The sequence below is a fragment of the Streptomyces sp. NPDC046197 genome, assembly GCF_040646295.1.
Classification (GTDB): domain Bacteria; phylum Actinomycetota; class Actinomycetes; order Streptomycetales; family Streptomycetaceae; genus Streptomyces.
In genome coordinates this window covers 25568-40990 of record NZ_JBEYZY010000008.1, presented here as the reverse complement: position 1 = coordinate 40990, position 15423 = coordinate 25568, and the positions used below count along the sequence as shown (strand labels likewise).

The 15423-nt window shown below is 71.9% G+C and carries 12 protein-coding genes; 5 read left to right on the top strand and 7 right to left on the bottom strand.

What is annotated here, in order from left to right:
- Window positions 1-29: 29 nt before the first annotated feature.
- A complete protein-coding gene (locus tag AB0A61_RS13555; RefSeq protein WP_361290937.1) occupies window positions 30-830 on the bottom strand; it encodes an SDR family NAD(P)-dependent oxidoreductase in 801 nt (266 codons plus the stop codon).
- A gap of 150 nt (window positions 831-980) precedes the next feature.
- On the opposite strand from AB0A61_RS13555, the gene AB0A61_RS13550 reads away from it, so the two are divergent.
- Window positions 981-1967 (top strand): YhjD/YihY/BrkB family envelope integrity protein, encoded by a 987-nt coding sequence (locus AB0A61_RS13550; protein ID WP_361290934.1) that lies wholly within the window; start codon window positions 981-983, stop codon window positions 1965-1967.
- Here the strand turns inward: AB0A61_RS13550 and AB0A61_RS13545 are convergent.
- Window positions 1930-2316, bottom strand: a complete 387-nt coding sequence (locus tag AB0A61_RS13545) for a DUF6233 domain-containing protein (RefSeq protein WP_361290931.1) — start codon at window positions 2314-2316, stop codon at window positions 1930-1932. The genes AB0A61_RS13550 and AB0A61_RS13545 overlap by 38 nt on opposite strands.
- A 137-nt stretch (window positions 2317-2453) precedes the next feature.
- Between AB0A61_RS13545 and AB0A61_RS13540 the strand changes: the two genes are divergently transcribed.
- Window positions 2454-3422: a hypothetical protein gene (locus tag AB0A61_RS13540; protein ID WP_361291529.1), complete on the top strand. Its 969-nt coding sequence runs from the start codon at window positions 2454-2456 to the stop codon at window positions 3420-3422.
- A 32-nt stretch (window positions 3423-3454) separates the two neighbouring features.
- Here AB0A61_RS13540 and AB0A61_RS13535 read toward each other — a convergent pair whose 3' ends face one another.
- The 3 genes from AB0A61_RS13535 to AB0A61_RS13525 form a co-directional block, all read right to left on the bottom strand.
- On the bottom strand, window positions 3455-4663 hold the full coding sequence (locus AB0A61_RS13535; protein WP_361290928.1) for a carbohydrate-binding protein: 1209 nt from the start codon (window positions 4661-4663) through the stop codon (window positions 3455-3457).
- Between the two features lie 145 nt (window positions 4664-4808).
- Window positions 4809-5822, bottom strand: coding sequence for an MASE1 domain-containing protein (locus tag AB0A61_RS13530; RefSeq protein WP_361290925.1), 1014 nt, complete (start codon window positions 5820-5822; stop codon window positions 4809-4811).
- Between the two features lie 131 nt (window positions 5823-5953).
- Window positions 5954-7288: a GAF domain-containing SpoIIE family protein phosphatase gene (locus AB0A61_RS13525; protein WP_361290922.1), complete on the bottom strand. Its 1335-nt coding sequence runs from the start codon at window positions 7286-7288 to the stop codon at window positions 5954-5956.
- Window positions 7289-7688: 400 nt separating this feature from the next.
- Between AB0A61_RS13525 and AB0A61_RS13520 the strand changes: the two genes are divergently transcribed.
- The gene (locus AB0A61_RS13520) at window positions 7689-8708 is read left to right on the top strand and encodes a sigma-70 family RNA polymerase sigma factor (RefSeq protein ID WP_361290919.1); all 1020 of its coding nucleotides are present in this window, start codon (window positions 7689-7691) and stop codon (window positions 8706-8708) included.
- Window positions 8709-8745: 37 nt separating this feature from the next.
- Here AB0A61_RS13520 and AB0A61_RS13515 read toward each other — a convergent pair whose 3' ends face one another.
- The gene (locus AB0A61_RS13515; protein WP_361290916.1) at window positions 8746-10413 is read right to left on the bottom strand and encodes an alkaline phosphatase family protein; all 1668 of its coding nucleotides are present in this window, start codon (window positions 10411-10413) and stop codon (window positions 8746-8748) included.
- 508 nt (window positions 10414-10921) lie between these two features.
- On the opposite strand from AB0A61_RS13515, the gene AB0A61_RS13510 reads away from it, so the two are divergent.
- On the top strand, window positions 10922-11995 hold the full coding sequence (locus AB0A61_RS13510; protein WP_361290913.1) for an NAD(+)/NADH kinase: 1074 nt from the start codon (window positions 10922-10924) through the stop codon (window positions 11993-11995).
- Between the two features lie 62 nt (window positions 11996-12057).
- Here the strand turns inward: AB0A61_RS13510 and AB0A61_RS13505 are convergent, their stop codons facing one another.
- The gene (locus AB0A61_RS13505) at window positions 12058-14085 is read right to left on the bottom strand and encodes an NPCBM/NEW2 domain-containing protein (RefSeq protein WP_361291527.1); all 2028 of its coding nucleotides are present in this window, start codon (window positions 14083-14085) and stop codon (window positions 12058-12060) included.
- A 310-nt stretch (window positions 14086-14395) separates the two neighbouring features.
- Here AB0A61_RS13505 and AB0A61_RS13500 point away from each other — a divergent pair, with 310 nt between their 5' ends.
- The gene (locus tag AB0A61_RS13500; RefSeq protein ID WP_361290910.1) at window positions 14396-15355 is read left to right on the top strand and encodes a LysR family transcriptional regulator; all 960 of its coding nucleotides are present in this window, start codon (window positions 14396-14398) and stop codon (window positions 15353-15355) included.
- Window positions 15356-15423 lie beyond the last annotated feature (68 nt).

Below are 15423 nucleotides of genomic sequence, written 5' to 3'. Positions count from 1 at the left end.
CTCCCGATCCGTCCGAGTACCCCGGACGTCTACCTCTGCTCGTCCGGGCCCCCGGAGCCTCCAGGCTCCGCCATCCTCCTGTGCATCGCCGCCTTGGCGCTGTCGGGCAGCACCTTGTTGACCGCACCCTGCACCTTGGTCTTCAGGGAGCCCGTGACCTGCTTGGTGCGGCCCTTCGTCACCGCATCGAAGGCCTGCCGGGCGACCTGGGCCGCATCGTCCTTGTCGTCACTGCCGACTTCGGTGTCGCCGCCGGCCCGCCGGAAGAAGTCCGTGTCGGTCGGCCCGGGCAGGAACGCGGTGACCGTGACGCCGGTGTCGCGCACCTCGTCCTGCAACGCCTGCGCGAAGGACTGCACGAAGGACTTCGAGGCGTTGTAGACGGCCTGGAAAGGGCCCGGCATGGTCGCGGCGATGGAGGAGGTGAACACCACGCGGCCCGCTCCGCGCGCCACCATGTCCCGCAGCAGCGGCTTGGCGAGCCGGACCGTCGAGGTCACGTTCAGCTCGACCACGGAGAGATCGTCGGCGAGGTCCGTGTCCACGAAGGCTCCGCCCCGGCCCACGCCGGCGTTGAGGGCGGCCACGTCCACCCGGAGCCCGGTCGTGGAGGCCACCAGGTGGTCCACGCCCGAGGGGTTTCGGAGGTCCGCGCGCACCGCCCGCACCTCGGCGCCCGTCTCCCGCAGGAGCTGTGCCGCGTGGTCGAGACGGTCGTCCTCGGCGTTGATCAGCAGGTCGTAGCCGTGCTCCGCGAACTGCTTGGCGAGTTCGTATCCGATTCCGCTGGATGCCCCGGTCACCAGGGCGAGCGGCCTGATGTCGTCCATGGGGACGGAGTAACCGGGCAGGGCCGTGCCAACCCTGGGCCCCGCCGGTGCCGGGTTCCGCGCACGCGGCATGAAACCGCCTGGCCAGGGCACCGGGAAGGGGTGGTGTCCGCGGGAGCCGGACCCACCACCGACGGTGTGGGAGAGCGCATGCGAGTGCTGGCCCGGCTGGATGGTTATCAGCGACGGCATCGCTGGGCGGGGCTTCCGCTGGCGGTGGCCTACAAGTTCTTCGACGATCAGGCCGCCTACCTGGCCGCACTCCTGACGTACTACGGATTCCTCTCCCTCTTCCCGCTGTTGCTCTTCCTCGTCGCCGTACTGAGCGCCGTCCTCAGCGGCAATCCCCACCTGCAGCATGCGGTGCTGAACTCGGCGCTGAGCGAGTTCCCGGTGATCGGTGATCAGATCGGCCGGAACATCCACTCCTTCCACGGCAGCTCGGTCGCCGTCGTGGTGGGCGTGGTGGGGAGCGTCTACGGAGCGCTCGGCATCGCCCAGGCCGCCCAGCACGCCCTGAACAAGATCTTCGCCGTGCCGCGCCACGCCCGCCCCGATCCGCTGCGCTCGCGGCTCAAGGGCCTGAAGTTCATCTCCCTGCTGGCGCTCGGCCTGTGCGTCACCACGGCCCTGTCCGCCGCGGAGTCGGCGGCGAGCGTGTTCGGGGCCCGGCTCGCCGTCGGCGTACGCGTCACCGCGGCCCTCCTGGCTGTCGCACTCAACTCGGCACTCCTGCTGGCCAGTTACCGTCTTCTGACCCGGCGCAGACTGCGCCTGCGCCTGATGTACGGCACGGCGCTGGGCGGTGCGTGCGCCTGGCAGGTGCTCCAGTGGGGCGGTTCGTACTACGTCGACCACGTGCTCAGGGGCACCACGGCGACGTACGGCATGTTCGGCATCGTCCTCGGACTGCTGGCCTGGATCTACCTCGGTGCACTGGTGTACCTGGTCACCGCGGAGATCACGGCGGTGCGGTGCATGCGGCTGTGGCCCCGCAGCCTGCTCAGCCCGTTCACCGACCGCGTGCACCTCAGTCCGGGCGACCAGCGGGCCTACCGGTCCTATGCGGCGACGGAGTCCTTCAAGGGCTTCGAGAAGGTCACCGTCCGCTTCGACCCACCCCCACACGTGGACTGACGACACCCCCTAAGTCCAGGATGTGCAGCCGTGCGTCGGGTCGGCAGTGGTCGCAGGAGGCGAGGCCTCCGGCAAGCAGCCGCCGGGCTTCGTCGCGGCTGACGGGCCGGCGCCGCTCCCCGGCCAGGTAGCAGTCGCCCGCGTGCACGCGGACGGGCGGCCGGCCGGTGCCGATGCCGAGTTCGACGATCCACTCCGGCGGCCTCGGCCGCTGCAGGCGGCCGCGTTCCTCTTCCGCCTGCCGCTTCCTGATCGCGGCGATCTTGCGGTCGATGCGCGAGAGCCACATGGCGTGCCACACCCGCAGGGTGTGCAGTCGCTCCAGGTCGGATGGCAGGTCGTCGAACACATTTTTGATTCTAGAGCCAAGATCCATCACTCACGCCACCCGCGGCCCTCGCGTGTTCGAATTTACGTTCGATAGTCTGGGGGTGGGAGGTGAGTGGCGTGACAGCGCATCCGAGAACGGACGAGGTGTCCACCGTCATGCACGTGCGCTGCCCCGAGCAGCTGCCGGAAGAGACCTACCGGCAGGTCCTGGAGCAGCTGGCGGAGCTGTCCCCGGTCGTGCGGGCGCTGCCGCCGTCCGCGGCTCTGGTGGAACTGAAGGGCGCCCTGCGCTACCACGGCGTGAGCGCCCGCCGGCTGGGCGAGGTGCTGCGGATCCGCACGATCTCCCGGCTGGGCGTCGACGTCCGGGTCGGCATCGGCCCGTCGATCACCGTCGCGGCCACCGCCTCCGGGCAGGTCGGCGCCCCGGGCGGTGTCCTCTGCATCGAGCCCGCCGAGGTCGCGCGCCGGTTCGCCCCGCTGCCCGTCGAGGCCCTCCACGGCATCGGCCCCCGCCAGGCGGAAGTGCTGCACGACTACGGCATCCACAGCGTCGGACTGCTCGCCGCCGCGCCGCCCACCACGGTGCAGCGCCTGCTCGGAGGCAGGGCCGGCCGCCTGGCCGTCGATCGTGCGCGCGGTGTCGACCCCCGGCCGGTGGTCCCCCGCGACCTGCCCGCCTCCGCCGCCCTGCGCCATGCCTTTCCCCAGCACGCTCTCGACGGCGCCGACGTGCGGGCCGCGCTCCTCGACCTGGTCGTCCGTCTGGGACGGCTGCTGCGCCGGCGCGGCCAGGCCGCACGCGCCCTGACGCTCGTCCTGCGATTCGCCGGTGACGGCAGTTGGGAGAAGACGCGCCGGCTGCCGCAGCCGTCCGCGCACGACGAGGACCTGCGCACCCTGGCCTACCAGCTGATGGACGCCGCCGGCCTCCAGCGCGGCCGCCTCACCGCGCTCGTACTGAAGGGCGAGGACCTGATCGACGCCGACCGGGTCGCCGAGCAGATCAGCCTGGACCAGGCGCGCGAGGCCCGCCTGGTCGCCGAGGAGGCCATGGACCGCGTCCGGGACCGGTTCGGCCCCGGCGCGATCGGCCCCGCCGCCACCTTCCGGCGCGTCGGCTGACGGCCCGGATCGTCAGTTGCGGTGTCAGCCGGTCAGCAGGCGCCCTCGTCCTGCCAGGGACCCCACTCGGAGGCGCCGGGAACCTCGTTCTGGGTCCACCACTTCGCCTTCCAGTTGTGCTTGCCGTACGACACCTCGTTGCCCTGGGTGTACACCGCGGTCGAACTCCACGCCGGCTTGCAGGCCGTGCCCGGAGGCGTCGGGGTGGGCGTGGGAGTGGTGGTGGGCGGGGTGGTGCCCGCGAACTTCACCGAGTACTTGGCGAAGTCCCAGGCGTTCTGCGTGACGCTGGAGCAAGTGCCGGACGTACGGCCGCCGTTGTCGGGCGGGGTGCACTGGCGGTCGCGGTTGAGGGACCAGAACGTGAAGCGGTCCATGTTGTGGCTGGTGGCGTAGTCCAGCACCGTCTGGAAGTCGGACTGGCCGAAGATCTCGCCGGTGTCGCTGCGCCCGTTCATCCCGGAGAAGCCCTCGTGGGCGTAGGCGGTCGCCTGGTCCCAGCCGAAGGTGGACTGCAGGATCTGGTTGAAGTTGGTCAGCGCGCCGGTCTGGGAGGCCGCGCCGTTGAAGCCGCCGTCGAACGGCATGATGGAGAAGTTGTTCGGGGTGAACCCCTGCGACTTGGCCTCCAGCAGCATCTGCTTGCCGAACCAGCCGGTGCCGTCCGCCGTGCCGGCCGTGGTGACGGAGACGTAGAGGCCGGGATTGTTCTGCTGGAGGATCCTGGCGGCGCCGATCTCGTTCCTGATCGCCGCCGTGTTCTCGTACTCCGGCTCCTCCAGGTCGAAATCGATGGCGCGCAGGCCGTACTTGGTGATGACCTGCTGGTACGCGGCCGCCGTGGTCGCCGCGTCCGAGCAGACCTGCCCGAGCTTGGTCCCGCCGTACCCGCCGACGGAGACGGAGACGTCACCGCCCTTGGCGCGGATGGTGTTGACGACCGAATGGACCGCCGTGTCCGAGGAGACCGCGGCGGTGCCGCCCCAGGTGGGAGAGCAGCCGCCGCCGTTGGGGGCCAGGACGAAGGCGAGCTGGAAGGCCTTCAGGCCGGTGGCGTCCATGATGGCGGCCGCGTCCGGCGGGTCGTTGTCGAGCGGCATCAGGTAGGGGGCCGCGGCGTACCAGCGGTTGCTCAGGGCGCTCGTCGCACCCGAGGCGTTGCCCGCGACCAGTGCGGTCGTGCCCGCGGCGGCGATCCCGACGGTCGCGGCCGCGCCCAGACATGCGCGTAGACGTCTCACTGTGCCTCCAGTGGGGGTGGGGAGTGGCCCCAGCTTCATGAGGCTGTTGCGAGCACGTCAATAGATTGGCCTAGACCAAGCGACACTTTGGACTAGACCATGCGATTGCTTTACCTCGGCCGGACGGGCGGGACGGGCCGGACGGTCACGCCGGCCTTCTCGCCCCGCCGTTCTCGTCCTTCTCGCCCTCGCCGTGCGGACCCGTCGCGCGGTACTCGCCCGCGGCGATCCTGGCCACCATCTCGGCGAGCTGGGTGCAGGCCCGTTCGATCTCCTTGCGGGTCTCGTTGCGCTCCGTGACGGCGGCCGCGAGCAGCAGTGCGGTGAGCGAGGCGGAACCGTTGAACGCCTGCAGCGTGATCATGTTGGTGAGCAGGTCGTGACCGGCGAACGGCCCCGTTCTATGGGTGGCGGCGATGATGGCGAAGGTCGACACGGCCAGCGCACAGGGCGCGGCCCCGGCCAGCTGGAAGCGGAAGGCCGCCCAGATGAGCAACGGGAAGCCGAGGAACAGAAGCGGCGCGGGACCGGCCTCGACGAGACCGACGCAGGCGGTGGCGACGACCAGCAGCAACCCCTCGGCCCAGCGGGACGGCGCCGCGTTCTTCGGCCAGTGCGCCGAGCGGAGGACCAGCAGCACCGGCGCGACCACCAGGACACCCATCGCGTCGCCGGTCCACCACACCGACCACGTCGGCCAGAAGGCACCGGCACTGAGCCCACCGGCGAGGGCCAGGGTCCCGGTGCCCGTCGTCGCGCTGACCAGCATCCCGGTGAACGCGCCGAGGAAGATCAGGGCCAGCGCGTCCCGCAGACGGTCCATTTCCTTCCGGAACCCCGCACGGCGGAGCAGCCAGTACGAACAGACGGGCGCCAGGGTGTTCCCCGCCGTGATCGCGAGCACGGCCGGGATCGACGGCCCGAGCGAGACGTTGGCGAGGAACGCGCCGAGGGTGATCCCGGGCCACACCCACGGGCCGAGCAGGAGCAGGCTCGCCAGGGCGATGCCGGTCGGCGGCCACAACGGCGTGACCTGGCTGCGTACCAGCTGCTGGATCAGTCCCGCCGTGGCCGAGCCGTAATACAGTGCGGCAACGGCACAGATCTTCAGCACAGCCACGCCACGCCGTCCGAGCCATTCACGCCGAGCGACAGTCATCGGGCGGTCTCCGCATCGATGTCGCCCCGTAGACCATCATCCGCCGGATCCGCCGGATCCTCCACGCCACCGTCGATCCGGATACGCGCGGCATCCGGTCACCGGTCGTGGCCGCCCGGCGGATCCGGAGGTCAGGCGCGCGGAGTGCGCAGGGCGAGGATGGCGGTGTCGTCGTGGCCGTCGCTGGGGTGGTGGTCGGCCAGGACGCGAACGAATTCCGGCAGCGGCCGGGCGGCGTGCGCGGCGGCGAGGTCGGCGAGCTGGTTCAGACTCTCGTCGATGGGGCGGTCGGGGTTCTCGACCAGCCCGTCGGTGAAGAAGACGACGGTGGCGTCCGACGGCAGGAAGCGCGAGTGGTCGGGACGCGGCTGGTCGGGGTCGACCCCGAGCGGCACCCCGGGCTCGGCGAACAGGTATTCGGCCCGCCGGTCGGGAGTGATCAGCAGGGGCGGCACGTGGCCCGCGGTGCTCCACAGGAGTCGCCAGCCCAGCCCCTCCGGCTCGATGCGGGCCAGGGTGGTGGTGGTGACGGGATTGTTCGTGATGGCATGCAGGGCGCGGTCGAGCTGCGCAAGGACCGCGCCGGGCGGGTTGCTCCGGTCGAACAGCAGAGCGCGCAGCATGTTACGGGTGGAGGCCATGGAGGCCGCCGCCTGCAGATCGTGCCCGACCACGTCGCCGATGACGACCGCCACCACGTTGTCGGACAGCAGGATGGCGTCGTACCAGTCCCCGCCGAGTTGACTGGGCTCGGCAGCGGGCCGGTAGATGGCGGCGGCCGTGAAGGGCCGCAGGTCGGGCAGCCTGGGCAGCAGCAGCCGCTGGAACTGCTCGGCTCCGACCCGCACCCGTTCGAACAGGCGGACGTTGTCGATGGCGATGCCGGCGGCGCTGGCCAGGGCGACGACGATGTTCTCGTCGTGCACGTCGAAGGGCTGCCCGTCGCGCCGCTCGGCGAGATAGAGGTCCCCGTAGATCTCGCCGCGCACGCTGATGGCGACGCCGAGCAGCGTGCGCAGGTGCGGGTGGCCGGGCGGGAACCCGGCGGAGGACGGATGGGCCGAGATGTCGTCGACCCGCAGGGGTTCGGGGTAGCGGATCAGGTGCCCCAGGACCCCCAGACCACGGGGCAGGCCGGCCTCGGCCAGAGCGGCGCGCTCCTGTTCGGACAGGCCGACGGGGATGAACCGCTCCAGGTGCTCCCCGGACTCGTTGAGTACGCCCAGTGCCCCGTAGCGGGCGTCGACCAGGTCCATGGCGGTCGTCACGATACGGTGCAGCACCGCGGGCAGCTCCACCTCCCGGCTGATGGCGACCACCGCGTCCAGCAGACCCTGCAGCCGGTCCATGGCGTCCAGCATGCCGCGCAGTTGCTCGTCGATCCGGCCCAGCTCGGCACGCAGGCGCACATGCAGGTCCGGGAGGCGCGGCTGTCCCGGCCGCCTTTCCCGCTCTTCGGCCGCCATCACGCGCGCCTGGGGACCTGGTGTCCGGTGCCGGCCGCCGTCAGCCGGTGGCGACCGGTGCCGGCCGGGGTGGGCCGGGTGGCGGCCGCCGGTGACGTCCGCGGCGGGACCGAGGGGTCCGCCCGCCGGTCAGGACGGATCCGCAGCCCCTCGCACGAGCGGTACACCCCGGCCTCCTGACGCGAGCCCGATCACCCAAGAGCACAGCGTGACGGCCGAACAGGGCCAACGTCCCTTCACGAGCGGCACGCCACACCCGGACAACCCAAGTGTCTCCCAACCCGGCGCCTTCGGCAGAGGCGGACAGGACCGCTCCCGTCCGCCCCCGTCGCCGCGGTTCCCCCATGGGCCCCCGGGGTACCCGAGCCGTCGGGGACGCGAGGAGATGAGGAGAGCGACGATGACTCCCGCGACAGGAAGGCCGGCGGCTGCCGCCGCGGACGGCCGCCGGAACCCCGCCCGCACCAGGAACCGGCTCGACGCCGTTCCCGAGCCCGACGCCGAACCGGATCTGCTGGGCCAGTACCTCCGGCAGATCGCGGCGACACCGCTGCTCGCCGCGGACGACGAGGTCCGGCTGGCGCAGTGCATGGAGGCCGGTGTGAACGCGCTGGAGGAGGTGCGGCAGGCCGAAGCCGACGGTCGCGTCCTGCCACCGGAGCGGCGGCGGGAGCTGGAGGCCGCGGTGCGCGACGGCCAGGCGGCCAAGGACCACATGGTCCGCGCCAACCTCCGGCTCGTCGTCGCGATGGCCAAGCGGCACGCCCACCGGGGGCTCCCGCTGCTCGACGTCATCCAGGAGGGGAATCTGGGACTGATCAGGGCCGTGGAGAAGTTCGACCACACCAAGGGATTCAAGTTCTCCACCTATGCCACCTGGTGGATCCGCCAGGCGATCGAGCGGGGCGTCGGGACGCACGCCCGCGCGGTCCGGTTGCCGATGCACGTCGTGGAACAGCTCCAGAAGCTCGCCAAGGTCGAGCGCAAGCTCCAGCTCCGCCTCGGGTACGAACCGGCCGTCGGGGAGGTCGCCCGGGAAGCCGGTATCGCCGAGGACCGGGTCACCTGGCTGCGCCGGGTCGGGCGGCAGGCCATCAGCCTGGACACCCCGGTGGACGACACCGGCGCAACGGTGGTCGGCGACCTCATCGCGGACACCGATGTGCTGCAGGCCCCGGAGGTGGCCGAATTCCAGGCGCTCGCGGAGGAACTGCGTGAGGCCATGGACACCCTGGCACCCCGCGAGGCGATGATCCTCAGCCTGCGGTACGGCCTGCACGACGGGCGGCCGCGCACCTTGCAGGAGGTGGCGGAGCAGGTGGGCCTGACCCGCGAGCGCGTGCGCCAGCTGGAGAAGCAGTCGCTCGCCCAGCTGCGGGAGCAGGAGCCGGGGGAGCGGCTCCAGGCGTGGGCGAGCTGACGGAGCCCTCCCGGCCGGAGCCGCCCTCACACGGGCGTCAGCGCGTCGGCAGTGCGCGCGTGTGCTCGATGCGCACGGCGTCCAGCCCGCGGGGATCCAGGCCCAGCAGCCGCAGGATGGTCGGGGCGATCTGCGTGGTCCGCACCGGAGCGCCGACCCGCCTGCCGTGCGCGGTCCCGGCACCCGAGACGACGAGCGGGACGTCGAGGTCGTCGGCGTGCGCGCCGCCGTGCTCGGCGATCTTGCCCTTGCCGCCGGTGTAGACGACGCCGTACCGGGTGACGCCGAGGAGGTCCGGTACGCGGGGGTCGCCCGGCGGGACGTGGAAGTAACGGGCGGCGGCCGCACCGGCGTACAGGGTCCGCAGACCGCTCGCGGTGAAGGGCCTGGGCCCGCCGTCGATGCCGGTGCCGGTGCCGGACCGCGCCAGCAGGTACGCCTTGGCGAAGTCGGTGGCGGCCGGGGACCGGTCGGTGAGCCAGACGAGCATGGCGTCGTCGTCCACGGCGTGTGCGACCAGGTCGCCGGCGCCGGGGTGGGCGGACTTCCAGGCGGCGTCGAGACCGTCGAGGAGCGGGCCGTCGTCGATGCGGTTCAGCGCCGCCGGGTCGGTCGGCGACTGCCCGTGCTTGGCCGACAGGATCACCGTCGTACGGTCGTCGAGGTGCCGCTTGCGGAGTTCGGCGAGGAACGCGCCGACCTCCTGGTCCACGAACGCGAGGTTCTTCGCCAGCAGCGGGCCGGGGACGCCCTTCGCCGCGTAGCCGCCGGCCAGACCGTCCGAGGACGGCAGTTTCTGGGCGGTGGAGACGGACTGGAAGTTCATGCCGAACACCGCGGGCGTGCCGACCCGGCGTGTACCGCTGTGGTCGTAGCCGTCGATCTCGTTGAGGACCGCCCGCACCTTGTAGCCGTCGTACTGTTCGGTGGCCGCGTTGTCCTTCGTCCAGTCGCCGCCCGCCGGGTAGCCGACGGCCTTGCTGTTGATCTCGGGCGCGAACAGGTCCTGGACGCCGTTGCCCGAGGGCCCGTCGAGGATCTCGTACGCGGCGTGCTTGTCGGCCCAGGCGGTGCGCAGCCCGGCCCGGCCGGCCACGTCGAAGACCGTGTTCACCCTCAGGTAGGCGTGGGGGTAGACGGGCTTGCAGGTCTTCGGGTCGACCGGCAACTTCGAGGGATCGATCAGGCTGCGGGGGTCGCCGGTCATGTTCAGGATGCTCCCGGGCAGGCCGCTCAGACCCTGGCCCGCGTCGAGGGAGTCCTTGTTCCGGTCCAGGTCCTCGGTGAGGTCGACCTCGGCACCGGCTCTGACGCCGGCGCAGCCGGTAGTCCCCGCCGGGAGCAGGGCGTTGCTGTAGGTGTCGTCGTAGTAGACGCCCGTGGTGCCCGGGTTGCCGCCGGTGAGCTGACCGATCATGCCGGGGAACGAGTCGGAGGGGACGGTGGCGCCGGCGTGGGTGTACTCCACCCCGTCGCCGACGAGCCGTGCGAGCGCCGACTGCGGGTGACGGGCCACGTACCAGGCGAGGTCGGACTGGTGCAGCCCGTCGACCGACAGCAGCAGGACGTGCCGGGCGGGCGAATGCCGGCGCGCGGTCGCGTGCGCGGCGGCGGGTGTCGCGGCCGCGGCGGTCAGCGCACCGACCGCGGCCAGGGCGGCGGCCGCGAGGGCGGGACGGGCAGGCGGAACGGAAGGTCGGGGCACGGGTTCTCCTCCGGTTGGGCAGAGCATGTGGGACGCCTCCGCGGCGTGCACCGACATACGAGAGGGAGAACGTGTACGGCAGTGGACTTCCGTGTCCTGTCATGCCCAAGAAAAGCACGGGCAGGCGCAAAGACGGCGCCGGCCCGTGGGGGAGGCCGGGCTCAGCGTTTGTGGCGCGGGGAGTGGCTGCGGGTCTCTTGCCGGGCGAGCAGGAGGAGGGCGAGCAGGAGAGGCCCCGCGGTGCACAGCGTGAAGATCACGGCTTGCTCCTCTCATACGGTGAACACTGTTTGGTCCTGTACCCCTAAGTAGTCTCCGATGTGCCTAAGTTCATCCTTTCCGGTTGCATGGGGGCCGGGGGCCGCTGTGCGACGGGCAGGGCGGATGATGCGACGCGAGCGGCGTCTTCCGGCGGCGTGGCGTTCCAGGAGCGGTGTGCCGCGCGGTGAGGATGGCACCCGGGAGGAGGGGGACATTCGTTCGTCCGCGAGGTGACTCGGAGGCAGACATGACGGTACGTCGTATCGGCTTGGTCGTGCACGGAGGACGCGCGGAAGCCGAGGCCGCGGCCCGGACCGTCCGGGAATGGTGCGCGGAGAACGCCGTGCAGTGCACGGACATCGACGTGTGGCGGGACGGCGGGCGGCACAGCGCGCGGGAGGAGGTCGAGGCCGCGGGCGAACCGGATCTCGTGGTCACCGTGGGAGGCGATGGGACCTTCCTGCGCGGCGCCCGGCTGGCGGCCGAGAACGACGCCCTGGTGCTGGGCGTCGATTGCGGCCGGGTGGGCTTCCTGACCGAGGTGCCCGTCAGCGTCGTACGTGCCGCACTGGACGCCGTGCGCGAGGACCGGCTCACCGTCGAAAGCCGCATGCTGCTCACCCTGCGTGCCTCACGCCGCCTGGAGGTGCCCTCGGGCATGGAGGCGCTGATGCGCTACGGGCGCGGCCCCCTCCTGCCGCCTCCGCGGGTCCGCACCGACTGCGAGGCGGGCGGCGACTGGGGCGTCGCGCTGAACGTGACCGCGCTGAACGACGTCGTTGTGGAGAAGCTGGCCCGGGACCGGCAGGTGTCGGTCGGGGTCTATCTCGCCGGCAGGCTGCTGGCGTCCTACTCCGCCGACGCGCTGATGGTCGCCACCCCCACGGGCTCGACGGCCTACAGCTTCGCCGCCGGCGGCCCCGTCGTCTCGCCCCGCGCCGAGGGCCTGGTGTTCACGCCGGTCGCCCCGCACATGGCGTTCAACCGGTCGGTCGTGGCCGCGCCGGACGAGCCCATCGCCCTGCGCGTGCTGGACCGGTCCGGGCAGGCCGCCGTGAGCATCGACGGTCAGCTGCGGGGCGTGCTCGACCCGGGGGACTGGATCGGTGTCTACGCGTCCCCGCGCCGGCTGCGCGCCGTCCGGCTGGGCCCGATGGACTTCTACGGCCGCCTGCGGGAGCGCATGAACCTGACCGACGCACCCGCCGCGGTCGCCGACGGGACCCCTGCGCCGCTCTGGCCGGTGACGACACCGCGGCCAGGAGACCTGGCACACCTGGCGATGCCTCCCCGACCCGACGATGCGCAGCCGTCCCGGTAGCGGCCCGGGCGGTCCGGCCTCGCCCAGGTCTTCAGCTCTTCGGTGGTGTGGGCCGGGACCGGTCATCCGCAGGTGAGCCGGGGCTGCGCCCAGTCGGCGTGGTCGTAGTCGATGCCGTCGCCGGAGTCGGTGACCACCAGGCGCAGTTCGAGGCCGCCGGTCAGGTCCGCGGTGAGTGGCTTGGCGGCGTCGGCGCCAGTGGCCCGGCCGCTGTCCGCCACGAGCGTGTCGTCCCGGTAGATCCGGAAGACGACCGATCCATTGCTGCCACCGGCCTCGTCGTCCACGCCCACGTCGACGGACAGCCCGGTGCAGGAACCGCCGAGGTAGTACGCGACGGTGCTCGCGGCGTGCGTTCCGAGGCCCTTGGCGTAGGTCGTGCCGTTGATCGTGAGGGTGCGGCCGTCACCGGCGGCCTGCTCGCCGTTGCTGCGGTCGCGCTCCACCGGTCCCCAGCCACCGGTGGCCGAGGCCCACGACAGGTCGCTCAGCGCATGGCTTCCGGCCGTGGGGCCCGGCCCACAGGCGAGGGTGGCGCCCGCCCAGTCGGCGTGGTCGTGGTCGATGCCGTCGCCGCCGTCCGTGACGACCAGCCGCAGCGTGCTGCCGCCCGTCAGGTCCGCCGTCAGCCGCAGGGGCGCATCGCTCGCCGTGCGGATCCCGCTGTCGGCGACCTTCGTGGAGTCCCGGTAGACCTGGAACACGACGGAACCTCCCGCGCTCACCTCGTCGTCGACGCCCACGTCCACCCGCAGGGACGTGCAGCTCCCGCCGAGGTGGTAGGCGATGTCGCTGGGAGCGTGCGTCCCGAGGCCCTTGGCGTAGGCCGTGCCGTTGACCGTGAGGGTGCGGCCGTCACCCGCGGCCTGTTCGCCGTTGCTGGTGTTGCGCTCGACCGGGCCCCAGCCGTTGGCCGCCGAGGTCCACCGGAGGTCGCCGAGCTGGTTCAGCCCGGTCGGCACGGGGAGCGGTGTGCCGGGGGTGACGCGGTACATCACCGTGCCGTGGGCGGGCACCGACGCGCTGATGGTGCCGGTGGTCGTGCTGGTCCGCTTGCTCCACAGGTCCTTGAGCCGGTACGAGGCCGCCCCGCCCAGGCCGATGGCGTCGGCGCTCGTGGAGACCGTTCCGGCCGTGGTGTTCTCGTTGGTCAGCGTCACCGAACGGCCGCCGTCGGCCAGCGGCTTGGTCATCACCACGAGCCCGCCGGAGCTGGAGACCACGGTGCCCTGCCGTCCCAGCGGGTCCTGATCGACGGCGATGACGTCGGCGTTCCTCAGGATGCCGAGCGCCTGTGACGACACGGTGCGCAGGTCGGTGCCGATCAGCAGCGGCGCGGCCATCTGGGCCCAGAGGCTGAAGTGGGTGCCGTACTCGGTGTCGGTCATGCCGCCGTTGCCGACCTCCAGCATGTCGGGGTCGTTCCAGGCGCCGGGTCCGGCGTAGGGGGCCAGCGGCTGGTTGCGGTGCGCGATGCCGATCATGCCCGCCCAGGAGTCCGTGATGTCCCCGGTCGTGCGCCAGGAGTTCCCGTATGCGGCGGCCCAGTTCCAGGGCTGGTTCTCGCCCCATTCGCAGATGCTGAGGACGATGGGCCGACCGGTGGCCCTGAGCGCGTCGCTCATCGCCTTGTACCGCTGCCTGGCGTCGACGCCGTTGTTGTTGCAGTTGTCGTACTTGAGGTAGTCCACGCCCCAGGACGCCCACAGGGTCGCGTCCTGCCGCTCGTGTCCGAGCCCTCCCGGGAAGCCCTGGGCGTCGCAGGTCCTGGTCCCGGCGCTGGAGTAGAGGCCGAACTTCAGCCCCTTGGAGTGGACGTAGTCGGCAACCGCCTTGATCCCGTGGGGGAAGCGCACGGGGTCGGGGACGAGGTTCCCGTTCGCGTCGCGGTTCGGCAGCGCCCAGCAGTCGTCGATGTTGACGTACGTGTATCCCGCGTCCTTCAGGCCGAGGGAGACGAAGGCGTCGGCGATGCCCTTCACCAGCCCCTCGCCGAATTCGGCGCGGCAGTGGGTGGAGTTCCAGTTGTTGAACCCCATGGGCGGGGTGCGTGCGAGTCCGTTGTCGGCGGTGGGCGTGGACGCCGTCATGGTGGTGCCGCTTCCGGCCGCATCCGCCCGTACGGCCGTTGCCGCCGGAGGGAGGACGAGCGACAGGGCGAGAGAGGCGGCCAACCAGGGTGCGTGGGCGCGTCGTTGGGGGAACACGTGCGGCTCCGGGGGGTGAGGGTGCACACGACCGAACGAGGGCGAACACAAGCTCACATGTCTCAATGCGATGCAGTGGGCATGTCAATAGCGACTGCTTCGGTGTCTTGTGCGTCGGCCGCCCCGGTGGAACGCTTCCTGCCCGCCGGTCGTGGCCACGGCTGGCGGTGTGAGCGGGTGGGGGAGTGGACGGATGGAGCTGGAGCTTCGGCACCTGCGCGTCCTGTGTGCGATCGCCGACGCCGGAAGCGTCGGCCGGGCCGCGTCCGAGCTGGGCTACTCCCAGCCGGCCATGAGCGCCCAACTCCGCCGCATCGAGCGGCTCTTCGGCGGGCCGCTGTTCGAGCGCGACGCGTCGGGCGTGCGGCCGACCCGGTACGGCGTCCAGGTCCTGGCCCAGGCACGGGACGTCCTGCGCCGCGCCGAGGCCATCGCCCGCCGCCCGCCCCACAGCGGCCCGGGCGCGGGCCGGATCCTGCGCATGGCGGCGACCAACTCCCCGGTCCTGCCCGGCACGGTCGCCCGGCTCCGTAACCGGCTGCCGGAGGTGTCGCTCACGGTGAGCAGTGTGTACGCCTCCTCGCGCATCGTGGAGGGCCTGGAGGAGGGCGCGGTGGACGCGGGGATCGCCGCCGACTACCCGGGGGCGGAGCTGCGGCACTCGGCCGCGGTGACCCATCGCGGCATCGTCACCGAGCCGACGTTCGTGGCCCTTCCGGCCGACCACCGCCTCAGACACCGCACGCAGATCCCGCTCGCCGAACTGGCCGAGGAGGCGTGGTTCGTCACCCCCGACGACGGGGCCGGCTGGCCGGGGGTCTTCTACACCGCCTGCGAGGCGGCCGGTTTCACCCCGGCCGCGGTGCACGAATTCCTGGGAGACCGACTGCAGTTGCAGAGCATGATCGCCGACGGCCTCGGAGTCGCCGCGGTGCAGGCCACGCACCGGCCGGTCCGGGGAGTGCTGGTCAAACCCCTGGTCGGCACCCCCCTGTGGTGTCGTTACGTACTGGCGTGGCGCCGCGGCGGCGTCGCGGACGACGTGGCGGAGACGGTGTTCGCCTGCGCCACCGCGGCGTACCGCGATCTGGTCGCACAGGCACCGCACTTGAGGGCCTGGGCCGCACGCACCTGGAGCGTGCCCGCACCGTAGGCACCCCCCACCGATCAGGCGTTATGCCCTGTGGGTGCCATGTGCTATGTCACATCGCATTGTCGGCG